The organism is Streptomyces specialis, assembly GCF_001493375.1.
In the GTDB taxonomy this organism is placed as follows: Bacteria; Actinomycetota; Actinomycetes; order Streptomycetales; family Streptomycetaceae; genus Streptomyces; species Streptomyces specialis.
This window is the reverse complement of sequence record NZ_LN929896.1, coordinates 385,630-397,798: the sequence shown is the minus strand read 5'-3', so window position 1 is coordinate 397,798 and position 12,169 is coordinate 385,630. Positions and strand designations below refer to the sequence as shown.

2 protein-coding genes, 1 tRNA gene and 2 rRNA genes are annotated in these 12,169 nt (G+C 67.1%); 4 read left to right on the top strand and 1 reads right to left on the bottom strand.

Annotated features, from left to right (window positions below; all coding sequences use genetic code 11):
* Positions 1–33: 33 nt before the first annotated feature.
* The 3 genes from BN2279_RS19955 (at position 34) to BN2279_RS19945 (ending at position 3,399) form a co-directional block, all read left to right on the top strand.
* Positions 34–3,143 (top strand): 23S ribosomal RNA (locus BN2279_RS19955).
* A gap of 62 nt (positions 3,144–3,205) precedes the next feature.
* Positions 3,206–3,322 (top strand): 5S ribosomal RNA (gene rrf, locus BN2279_RS19950).
* A gap of 4 nt (positions 3,323–3,326) precedes the next feature.
* Positions 3,327–3,399: transfer RNA gene (locus BN2279_RS19945), tRNA-Thr, on the top strand.
* A 102-nt stretch (positions 3,400–3,501) separates the two neighbouring features.
* Here the strand turns inward: BN2279_RS19945 and BN2279_RS19940 are convergent.
* Positions 3,502–6,096 (bottom strand): SpoIIE family protein phosphatase, encoded by a 2,595-nt coding sequence (locus tag BN2279_RS19940; RefSeq protein ID WP_059011556.1) that lies wholly within the window; start codon positions 6,094–6,096, stop codon positions 3,502–3,504.
* Positions 6,097–6,333: 237 nt separating this feature from the next.
* On the opposite strand from BN2279_RS19940, the gene BN2279_RS19935 reads away from it, so the two are divergent.
* Positions 6,334–11,862 carry a HAMP domain-containing protein gene (locus BN2279_RS19935; RefSeq protein ID WP_104531092.1) on the top strand — a complete coding sequence of 1,843 codons (5,529 nt, stop codon included), beginning with the start codon at positions 6,334–6,336 and terminating at the stop codon, positions 11,860–11,862.
* The last annotated feature ends 307 nt before the right edge of the window (positions 11,863–12,169 follow it).

Sequence of the window (12,169 nt, the reverse complement as noted above, 5' to 3'; positions counted from 1 at the left end):
GTTGAGAATTGCACAGTGGACGCGAGCATCTGTGGCCAAGTTGTTAAGGGCGCACGGTGGATGCCTTGGCACCAGGAACCGATGAAGGACGTGGGAGGCCGCGATAGGCCCCGGGGAGCTGTCAACCGAGCTGTGATCCGGGGGTGTCCGAATGGGGAAACCCGGCAGTCGTTATGGGCTGTCACCCGCTGCTGAATATATAGGCGGTGTGGAGGGAACGCGGGGAAGTGAAACATCTCAGTACCCGCAGGAAGAGAAAACAACCGTGATTCCGGGAGTAGTGGTGAGCGAAACCGGATGAGGCTAAACCGTTTGTGTGTGATACCCGGCAGGGGTTGCGCAGGCGGGGTTGTGGGAGCGCACTTCAGTTGTCTGCCGGCGGCTGGGGGAGTCAGAAACCATTGCGGTAGTCGAAGGGCATGCGAAAGGCCTGGCGTAGAGGGTAAGACCCCCGTAGACGAAATCGTGGTGGCTTCCTTGTGTGTTTCCCAAGTAGCACAGGGCCCGAGAAATCCTGTGTGAATCTGGCGGGACCACCCGTTAAGCCTAAATATTCCCTGGTGACCGATAGCGGATAGTACCGTGAGGGAATGGTGAAAAGTACCGCGGGAGCGGAGTGAAATAGTACCTGAAACCGTGTGCCTACAAGCCGTGGGAGCGTCGCAGTGGGCACTTGTTGTCTGCTGTCGTGACTGCGTGCCTTTTGAAGAATGAGCCTGCGAGTTTGCGGTGTGTTGCGAGGTTAACCTGTTGGTGGGTAGCCGTAGCGAAAGCGAGTCCGAAGAGGGCGGTTGAGTAGCATGCCCAAGACCCGAAGCGGAGTGATCTAGCCATGGGCAGGGTGAAGCGTGGGTAAGACCGCGTGGAGGCCCGAACCCACCAGAGTTGAAAATCTGGGGGATGACCTGTGGTTAGGGGTGAAAGGCCAATCAAACTCCGTGATAGCTGGTTCTCCCCGAAATGCATTTAGGTGCAGCGTCGTGTGTTTCTTGCCGGAGGTAGAGCACTGGGTAGGTGATGGGCCTTACCGGGTTACTGACCTTAGCCAAACTCCGAATGCCGGTAAGTGTGAGCGCGGCAGTGAGACTGTGGGGGATAAGCTCCATGGTCGAGAGGGAAACAGCCCAGAGCATCGACTAAGGCCCCTAAGCGTGTGCTAAGTGGGAAAGGATGTGGAGTCGCAGAGACAGCCAGGAGGTTGGCTTAGAAGCAGCCACCCTTGAAAGAGTGCGTAATAGCTCACTGGTCGAGTGATTCTGCGCCGATAATGTAGCGGGGCTCAAGTACACCGCCGAAGTCGTGTCACCGCATCTTTTGGTGTGGTGGGTAGGGGAGCGTCGTGTGCTGGGTGAAGCAGCCGTGGGAACGTGTTGTGGACGGTTCACGAGTGAGAATGCAGGCATGAGTAGCGATTCACACGTGGGAAACGTGTGCGCCGATTGACTAAGGGTTCCTGGGTCAAGCTGATCTGCCCAGGGTAAGTCGGGGCCTAAGGCGAGGCCGACAGGCGTAGTCGATGGATAACCGGTTGATATTCCGGTACCCGCCGTGAAGCGCCAGCGCTGAATCTCTTGATGCTAAGCCCGTGAAGCCGCTGGTGATCCCTTCGGGGTGATCCAGAGTGGTGGAGCCGGTGGCCCGATGGGGTAGTAGGTGAGTGATGGGGTGACGCAGGAAGGTAGTCCATCCCGGGCGGTGGTTGTCCCGGGGTAAGGGTGTGGCCCGTCGTGCAGGTAAATCCGTGCGACATTAAGGGTGAGGCCTGATGCCGAGCCGATTGTGGTGAAGTGGATGATCCTATGCTGTCGAGAAAAGCCTCTAGCGATGTTTCATGGTGGCCCGTACCCTAAACCGACTCAGGTGGTCAGGTAGAGTATACCGAGGCGTTCGGGTGAACTATGGTTAAGGAACTCGGCAAATTGCCCCCGTAACTTCGGGAGAAGGGGGGCCGTTCCCGGTGAAGGCATTTTCTGCTGGAGCTGGGGGTGGCCGCAGAGACCAGCGAGAAGCGACTGTTTACTAAAAACACAGGTCCGTGCGAAGCTGTAAGGCGATGTATACGGACTGACGCCTGCCCGGTGCTGGAACGTTAAGGGGACCGGTTAGCCTTTCGGGGCGAGGCTGGGAACTTAAGCGCCAGTAAACGGCGGTGGTAACTATAACCATCCTAAGGTAGCGAAATTCCTTGTCGGGTAAGTTCCGACCTGCACGAATGGCGTAACGACTTCTCGGCTGTCTCAACCATAGGCCCGGTGAAATTGCAGTACGAGTAAAGATGCTCGTTTCGCGCAGCAGGACGGAAAGACCCCGGGACCTTTACTATAGCTTGATATTGGTGTTCGGTTCGGTTTGTGTAGGATAGGTGGGAGACTGTGAAGCGTCGGCGCCAGCCGGTGTGGAGTCGTTGTTGAAATACCACTCTGGTCGTGCTGGATGTCTAACCTGGGTCCGGGCTCCGGATCGGGGACCGTGTCTGGTGGGTAGTTTAACTGGGGCGGTTGCCTCCTAAAGGGGAACGGCGGCGCCCAAAGGTTCCCCCAGCCTGGTTGGTTATCAGGTGGTGAGTGTAAGTGCACAAGGGAGCTTGACTGTGAGACTGGCGGGTCGAGCAGGTGCGAAAGCAGGGACTAGTGATCCGGCGGTGGCTTGTGGGAGCGCCGTCGCTCAACGGATAAAAGGTACCCCGGGGATAACAGGCTGATCTTCCCCAAGAGTCCGTATCGACGGGATGGTTTGGCACCTCGATGTCGGCTCGTCGCATCCTGGGGCTGGAGTTGGTCCCAAGGGTTGGGCTGTTCGCCCATTAAAGCGGTACGCGAGCTGGGTTTAGAACGTCGTGAGACAGTTCGGTCCCTATCCGCTGTGCGCGTTGGAGTCTTGAGAAGGGCTGTCCCTAGTACGAGAGGACCGGGACGGACGAACCTCTGGTGTGCCAGTTGTTCTGCCAAGGGCATGGCTGGTTGGCTACGTTCGGGAGGGATAACCGCTGAAAGCATCTAAGCGGGAAGCCTGCTTCGAGATGAGGACTCCCACCCACTTTGATGGGGTAAGGCCCCCGTGAGACCAGCGGGTTGATAGGCCGGAGATGGAAGCCTTGTGAGGGGTGGAGTTGACCGGTACTAATAGGCCGAGGGCTTGTCCTCAGATGCTCGCGTCCACTGTGAATTCTTCAGCCGGGGAACTGTTGGAATTGCCTTCGTGGTGTTCCGGTGGTCATGGCGGAGGGGAAACGCCCGGTTACATTCCGAACCCGGAAGCTAAGCCCTCCAGCGCCGATGGTACTGCATGGGGGACCGTGTGGGAGAGTAGGACACCGCCGGACTTCCGCCCCAATAGCTCAGTCGGCAGAGCGTCTCCATGGTAAGGAGAAGGTCAACGGTTCGATTCCGTTTTGGGGCTCTCAGCAGGAATTCTTGTCAGTAATCGATTCAGGCCCTCGCCTTCCGGCGGGGGCCTTTTCGTTTTCATTCCCCGGCAAGCTCGGGCCGCCTCCGTTCCGCGCTATTCCGGGATGCGCAGCGTCAGGATCGCCATGTCGTCGGACGGGGCGTCGGAGGCGAAACGCTCCACGGCACGCAGCACGCGCGCGGCGACCGCGCCCGCCGTCAGCCCGGTGCAGTGGCTGAGCACGTCCGCCAGGCCGTCGTCCCCCAACATCCTTGTCCCCTCGCGGCGTTCGGTCACGCCGTCCGTGACGCACAGCAGCACGTCGCCCGGGTTCAGCGTCGCGCTCTGCTCGAACAGCTCCAGGTCGTCCATCACCCCGAGCAGCGGCTGCGGGTCGGCGGCCGGCGAGACCGTGCCGTCCGGGGTGAGGAGCAGCGGCAGCGGATGCCCCGCGCAGACCATCTTCAGCAGCGCGCCGCCCTGTGGCTGCGGCCACAACTCGCCGTACAGCAGCGTCAGGAACCGGGCCCGGGGGCCTTCCTCCAGGATCGCCGCGTTCAGCCGCTCCAGCACCGCCGGGCCGCCGAGGCCCTCCCGGGCGAGCAGCCGCAGCGCGTGCCGCGCCAGGCCCGTCACCGCCGCGGCCAGCGGGCCCGTGCCGCACACGTCGCCGATGGCGAAGCCGTACGCGCCCTCGCGGATGGGGAACACGTCGTAGAAGTCGCCGCCGACCTCGTTGCCCTCTCCGGCCGCGCGGTAGATGACCTCCACGTCCACGCCGTCGATGTCGGGCAGCTCCGGCGGCAGCAGGCTGCGCTGCAACGACTGGCTGATGGCGGTGCGTTCGCTGTACAGGCGCGCGTTGTCCAGAGCCAGGGCGGCCCGGCGCGACAGGTCCTCGGCCAGTTCGAGGATGTCCTGGCGGAAGCGCTCGCCCGAGGGCTTGCCCAGCACGAGCAGCCCGATGACACGGTTCCGCGCGACCAGCGGCAGAACGACCGTTTCTCCACCCACCGCCGACGCGGTCGCGGACCTGGACAAGGGCGGCAGGCCCAGCTCCAGGTTCCGCAGCGAGCTGCGCAGCGTCGTGTCGCTCGCCGCGTCGGCCGGCGCCGGCCAGGGGCGGACGCCGAGCGCGATGTCCGGGTCCGGCGGATCGAGCCGTTCCAGCAGGGCCTTGATCCCGTCGATACGGTCCTCGTCCTCGTGCAGGACGTACGACAGCACGGGCTCCGAGCCCGGGTCGTGGCCGGTGTAGACGGCACACCACGTCGCCAGCGTCGGCACGGTCATCTGCGCCATCAGCGCGAGCGTCTGGTTGCGGTCCAGCGTCCCTGCGAGCAGCTCCGACGCCTCGACAAGGAAGGCGAGCGAGCCGCGCCGGAGCCTTTCCAGCTCGGTCAGCCGGGCCGACTCCACGGCCAGGGCGATCCGGTCGGCGGCGAACTGGAGGCGCAGCGCCTCCTCGTTGCTGTACCGGCCGGGAGTCTCCGACGCGACGCCGAGCGAGCCGGTGAGCCGGCCCTCGACCTTCAGCGGCACGGTCACCACGGCGTGCATCCCGGTGCCGGACAGCAGGGGAACGGCGCCCGGCGAGGTGGCCAGGTCCTCGTGGACGGCCGGCATGCGGGCCGACCCGTACCGCCCGCTGCCCGTCTCGACGGGGACGCGGGCGAAGCGCTGCCGTGCCGACGGCAGCCCGGTCGTGGCACGGACCTCCAGCTCGGTCTCGTCGTCCGTCGCCAGCAGCAGGAAGGCGGCGTCGCCGTCGAGCATGTCGCGGGCCCGCTCGACGGTCCGCTGGAGCAGGCCGTCCAGGTCGTCCGGCGGGGGCGTCCCGATCAGCGCGTCCAGCGGGTCGCCACCCGCCCGGTCCAGACCGTCGCCGCCCGAGCCGTGGACGGGGCCTCGAGACGGGCTCTGGAGGATCGCGCGCTCCTGCTCGGGGACGATCAGGCAGACCGTGGAGGGCTCGCCATGGGCGTCGCGGACGCGCAGGTGGCAGGCGTACACCGGGACGGTGCGGCCCTCCGCGTCGCGCAGGCCGTAGCTCCCCTCCCAGCGGGACAGGGCGAGCGCCTCCGCGATGCCGGTCCCGGTGCCGGGGGTCTGCGGCCAGGCCGCCAGGTCGGCGAGCGGCTTGCCGATGACCTGCTCCGCCTTGTAGCCGAAGAGGTCTCTCGCGTCGTCGTTCCAGACGGTGATCGTGTCGGTCCGGTCCACCTGGACCACGGCGACCCGGGCGCGGGTCTCGCTGACCGGCAGCAGTTCGTCGGGCAGGACGGGCCCGGCTGACCGGGTGCCGACGGGCAGCACCTGCTGGTCGAGGCGGAACCAGACGCACTTCTCGCTGGCGGTGTAGTCCACGCCCCAGCGCGTGGCGAGCGCCGCGCACAGCAGCAGGCCGCGCCCGCCCTCGCTGTTCAGGTCGAGACGGCCGCGGGAGACCTCGGCCATGGGCAGCTCACGCTCCGGGTGCCGGTCGACGACCTCGACGCGGACGCCCTGCGCGTCGCGGAGGCAGCGGACCTCGGCGGCCGTGCCCGCGTGGACGACGGCGTTGGTGACCAGCTCGCTCGTGAGCACGACGGCGTCCTCGATGAGGTCGGCCAGGCCCCAGCCCTGAAGGGTGTCCCGGACGAAACCCCGCGCGGTGGCGACCGAGCGTCCAACCGGCTCGAAGGTGGCCGCAGCTCGCGCGGTGATCACGTCACTCCCCCAAAGGTCGTCTGGTCGCCGCCCCGCGTCGCCGTGGACGGCCGGATGCCAGGTTACTGACGTCGGCGGCTCCGGCGGGCCTCGCATCGGATGATTTCCCCCTGACCGGGAGATCAGTGGTATGCGATGCTGCCGAACTGTTATCGCCCGGTCGGTGGGGAGTGAAACACTGGGGGTGCTCGATGAACGCCTGGGCGGAATGGTCGATCCTGCGGGAGGGACACAGTGGTGTCTGAGGGAGCAGCGGCGCTCGCTGGTACGCGTGCGCGAACGAGGAGGTCTCGCGGCAGCGGCACCGTCGAGGTGGACGCCGCGGCGCTGAACCGTCTGCTCTCGGCCCTGGAATCCATGCGCGACGGCAATCTGCGCAAGCGGCTGACCGTCGCGGGCGACGGGCCGATGGCCGAGATCGCCGCCGTGTACAACGAGGTGGCCGACCGCAATCTGCACCTGACCGGGCAGATCGCGCGGGTGCGCCGGGTCGTGGGGCGCGAGGGGAAGCTCACCGAGCGCATGGAGACCGGGCTGTGCGAAGGTGCCTGGGCTAAGGCGATCGACGACGCCAACGAGCTGGTCGAGGACCTGGTGCGCCCGGTCGCCGAGGTCGGGCGGGTGCTCTCCGCGGTCGCCGAGGGCGACCTGCGGCAGCGGATGGACCACCGCGCGGACGGCGGGAGCGGCGCGGGCCGGCCGTTGCGCGGGGAGTTCCTGCGGGTGGGGCGGACGGTGAACGGGCTGGTCGACCAGCTCTCCGAGTTCACCGACGAGGTGACCCGGGTCGCCAGCGAGGTCGGCACCGAGGGCAAGCTCGGCGGCCAGGCCAAGGTGCGCGGCATGTCGGGCTCGTGGAAGGACCTGACGGACTCCGTCAACACGATGGCCGCGCGGCTGACGGCGCAGGTCCGGGACATCTCCGTGGTGACCGCGGCGGTCGCGGGCGGCGACCTGTCGCGGAAGGTCACGGTGCACGTGGCCGGGGAGATGCTGGAGCTGAAGAACACCGTCAACACGATGGTGGACCAGCTCTCGTCCTTCCAGTCGGAGGTCACCCGCGTCGCGCGGGAGGTCGGCACCGACGGTGTGCTCGGCGGCCAGGCGAAGGTGCCGGACGTGGCCGGCGTGTGGAAGGACCTGACCGACTCGGTCAACCTGATGGCCGGGAACCTGACCAAGCAGGTCCGGGAGATCGCGCAGGTCACGACGGCCGTGGCCAACGGTGACCTGTCGCAGAAGATCACGGTGAGCGCGCGGGGCGAGATCGCCAGGCTCGCCGACACGATCAACGCGATGACGGAGACGCTGTCCTCGTTCGCCAACGAGGTCACCAGGACGGCCACCGAGATCGGCACCGAGGGAACGCTCGGCGGGCAGGCGCGGGTGCAGGGCGTGGCCGGGGTCTGGAAGGAGCTGACGGACTCCGTCAACACGGCGTTCCGCAACCTCTCCGACCAGGTGCGGGACATCGCGCAGGTGACGACGGCCGTGGCGAACGGCGATCTGTCCCAGAAAGTCACCGTGGACGTCTCCGGCGAGATGCTGGAGCTGAAGAACACCGTCAACAGGACCGTCGATCAGTTGTCATCCTTTCAGTCGGAAGTGACGCGGGTCGCGCGGGAGATCGGCGACGAGGGCGCGCTGGGCGGTCAGGCGTCGGTGTTCGGGGTCGCCGGGGCCTGGAAGGACCTGACCGACTCGGTGAACACCGCCTTCCGGAACCTGACCGGCCAGGTGCGGAACATCGCGCAGGTGACGACGGCGGTCGCGAACGGCGATCTGTCCCAGAAGGTCACGGTCGACGTCTCCGGCGAGATGCTGGAACTGAAGAACACCGTCAACCGCATGGTCGACCAGCTCTCCTCCTTCGCGGACCAGGTGACCCGGGTCGCCACGGAGGTCGGCATCGAGGGGCGGCTGGGCGGCCAGGCACGGGTGGACGGCGTCAGCGGCACATGGAAGGCGCTGACCGACTCCGTGAACCGGATGGCGTTCAACCTGACGGATCAGGTGCGGAACATCGCGCAGGTCACGACGGCGGTGGCGCGCGGCGACCTGTCGCAGAAGATCGAGGTCGACGCCCGGGGCGAGATCCTGGAGCTCAAGAACACCGTGAACACCATGGTGGACCAGCTCTCGTCGTTCGCCGAGCAGGTGACCCGGGTGGCCCGCGAGGTGGGCACCGAGGGCAGGCTCGGCGGTCAGGCGCAGGTGTCGGACGTGGCCGGTGTCTGGCGGGACCTGACCGACTCCGTCAACGGCATGGCGTCCAACCTGACGGACCAGGTGCGGAACATCGCGCAGGTGGCGACCGCGGTGGCGCGCGGCGACCTGTCGCAGAAGATCACCGTGGACGCGCGCGGCGAGTTCCTGGAGCTGAAGGAAACCCTCAACACGATGGTGGACCAGCTCTCGTCGTTCGCCGAGCAGGTCACGCGGGTGGCGCGCGAGGTGGGTACGGAGGGCAGGCTCGGCGGTCAGGCCGAGGTCGAGGGGGTGGCGGGCACCTGGAAGGACCTCACCCAGTCCGTCAACGGGATGGCCAACAACCTCACCTCCCAGGTGCGCAACATCTCGGAGGTCACCACCGCGGTCGCCGAGGGCGACCTCACCAAGAAGATCACGGTGGACGCCCGGGGCGAGATCCTCCAGCTCATGACCACGGTGAACACCATGGTCGATCAGCTCTCCTCGTTCGCGGAGCAGGTGACGAGGGTCGCCCGCGAGGTCGGCACCGAGGGCCAGCTGGGCGGGCAGGCGGAGGTGCGCGGCGTGTCCGGCACCTGGAAGAACCTGACCGACAACGTCAACCTGATGGCCAGGAACCTGACCACGCAGGTGCGGAACATCTCCGAGGTCGCCACGGGCGTCGCCAACGGCGACCTGTCGCGCAAGGTGACCGTCGAAGCGAGCGGCGAGGTCGCCCAGCTCGCGGACACGGTGAACCGGATGGTCACCACGCTGTCGTCGTTCGCCGCCGAGGTGACGCGGGTGGCGCGCGAGGTGGGCACGGAGGGCAGGCTCGGCGGTCAGGCCAAGGTGCCGGGCGTCTCGGGGACGTGGAAGGACCTGACCGAGTCGGTGAACTCGATGGCGTCCAACCTGACCGGGCAGGTCCGCAACATCACCATGGTCACGACCGCCATCGCCAAGGGCGACCTGACCAAGAAGATGGACATCGACGCGCGCGGCGAGATCCAGGAGCTGAAGGAGACCCTCAACACGATGGTCGACCAGCTCTCGCTCTTCGCGGAGCAGGTCACCAAGGTGGCAAGGGAGGTGGGCACCGAGGGGCAGTTGGGCGGCCAGGCCCGGGTGCCGGGCGTCGCGGGCACCTGGAAGGACCTGACGGACTCCGTCAACGAGATGGCGGTCAACCTCACCCGCCACGTGCGCGACATCGCGCGCGTCGCCGCCTTCGTGACCCGCGGCGACCACAACGTGCGCATCGACACCGACGCCGCCGGCGAGATCCTGGTCGTGCAGGAGAACGTCAACGCGATGATCAGGAACCTGCGCGAGGCCACCCTGGCCAACAAGGAACAGGACTGGCTGAAGGGCAACCTGGCGCGGATCTCGGCGCTGATGCAGGGCAGGCGCGACCTGAAGGACGTCGCCGGCCTGATCATGAGCGAGCTGTGCCCGGCGGTCACCGCGCAGCACGGCGCGTTCTACCTGGCGGTACCCGCGGACGGGGACATCGACGTGGTCGCCGGGCCCGGCGAGGGCGACGACTACGAGCTGCGGATGCTCGCCTCGTACGGGTACGCGGCCGGCGCGCACGCCATGTCGTTCCGGCCGGGGGAGTCGCTGATCGGGACGGCGGCGGCCGAGCGGCGCACGCTGCTGTTCGGGCCGACGCCGGAGGGGTACCTGAAGATCTCCTCGGGGCTGGGCGAGGCTCCGCCGGTCACGGTGATCATCGTGCCGGTGCTGTTCGAGGAGCGGGTGCTCGGCGTGCTGGAGCTGGCGTCGTTCAAGCCGTTCACGCAGATCGAGCGGGACTTCCTGTCGCAGATGGCGGAGATGATCGCCACCAGCGTCAACACGATCAGTGTCAGCACCCGTACGGAGATGCTGCTCGCGCAGTCGCGGGCGCTCGCCGACGAGTTGCAGGACCGTTCGGGGGAGCTGGAGCGGCAGCAGCTCGCGCTCCAGGAGTCGAACGCGGAGCTGAAGGACAAGGCGGACCTGCTCGCCAAGACCAACCGGAACATCGAGGTCAAGAACTCGGAGATCGAGGAGGCCAGGCGCGGGCTCCAGGAGCGTGCCGAGCAGCTCGCGGTCTCGATGCGCTACAAGTCCGAGTTCCTGGCGAACATGTCGCACGAGCTGCGCACCCCGCTCAACTCGCTGCTGATCCTCGCCAAGCTGCTCGCCGACAACGCGGACGGCAATCTGTCGCCCAAGCAGGTCGAGTTCGCCGAGACGATCCACGGCGCGGGCACCGACCTGCTCCAGCTCATCAACGACATCCTCGACCTGTCCAAGGTCGAGGCGGGCAAGATGGAGATCAGCCCGGCCAGGATCGCGCTGGTGCAGCTCGTCGACTACATCGAGGCGTCGTTCCGCCCGCTGACGGCGGAGAAGAACCTGGAGTTCTCGGTGCGGGTCTCGCCCGAGCTGCCCGCCACGCTGCACACCGACGAGCAGCGGCTGTTGCAGGTGCTGCGGAACCTGCTGTCGAACGCGGTGAAGTTCACCGAGACCGGGTCGGTCGAGCTGGTGATCAGGCCGGCCGGTTCCGAGGTGCCGGACGACATCCGGGAACAGATGCTGGAGAGCGGCTCGATCCAGAGCGCCGACGCGCCGCTGGTGGCGTTCGCCGTCTCCGACACGGGCATCGGGATCGCGGCGAGCAAGATGCGGGTGATCTTCGAGGCGTTCAAGCAGGCGGACGGCACGACCAGCCGCAAGTACGGCGGCACCGGGCTCGGCCTGTCGATCAGCCGGGAGATCGCGCGGCTGCTGGGCGGGGAGATCCACGCGGCGAGCGAGCCGGGACGCGGCTCCACGTTCACGCTGTTCCTGCCGCTCCAGCCGACGGAGCTGCCGCCGCCCGGCTACACGCAGCTCGCCAACGGGACGCTGACCGGTGCCGAGGAGCGGGCCGCGCTGCCGCCGGCCGAGGGCGACGAGGAGCCGGCCGACGAGCAGGCCGGCGGCTCCGCGGACGCCGCGTCGCAGTCGGGGCCGCCCGCCCTGGCGGGGGGCCGCCAGGCGTCGATCGCGGCGGAGCGGGCGGCGGAGTCGCTGACGCGGCGTCACCGGGAGCGGTTCCTGGACAACGGCCAGGCGCGCGGCCGGCAGCCGGAGCGGGCCGGGGAGCAGTCCGCCGACGAGGCGGAGGCGGCGCGGCAGCGGCAGGTGTACCGGGACTTCAAGGGCCGGAAGGTGCTGATCGTCGACGACGACGTGCGCAACGTGTTCGCGCTCACCAGCGTGCTCGAACAGCACGGGCTGCGCGTCCTCTACGCCGAGAACGGGCGGGAGGGCATCGAGGTGCTGGAGTCCAACGAGGACGTGGCGCTGGTTCTGATGGACATCATGATGCCGGAGATGGACGGGTATTCGACCACCTCGGCGATCCGGCGCATGCCGCAGTTCTCGGGTCTGCCGATCATCGCGCTGACGGCGAAGGCGATGAAGGGCGACCGCGAGAAGAGCATCGAGTCCGGCGCTTCCGACTATGTGACCAAGCCGGTCGACACCGACCACCTGCTGAGCCTGATGACCCAGTGGATGGAGGGCGGGGCGGAGTGATCTGCGGCACGAGCCGCCCGGGGAACGGAACTTCCGGGCCGTCCAAGTCGTTCTCCCCGTGCGTACAACGTAGTTCGCCGGGGCCTGGGGTGCGTGGTATCGTGACGCAGCGCGATGCGATGATCACCGTTCGCGCCGCGCTGCCGACCGCTGGACGAGCGGGCGGAATGTTTTACGGCGTGGCGGGGGTCAGGCCGGAGAGTCTTCGGTTTCTCGCGATGAGGCGAGGGCCCGTCGGAGGCCATCGGGCACGGTCGCGTGAGCGGCCCGGGCTCGCTGGCCATGGTGCCGGGGTTGATGCCAACAT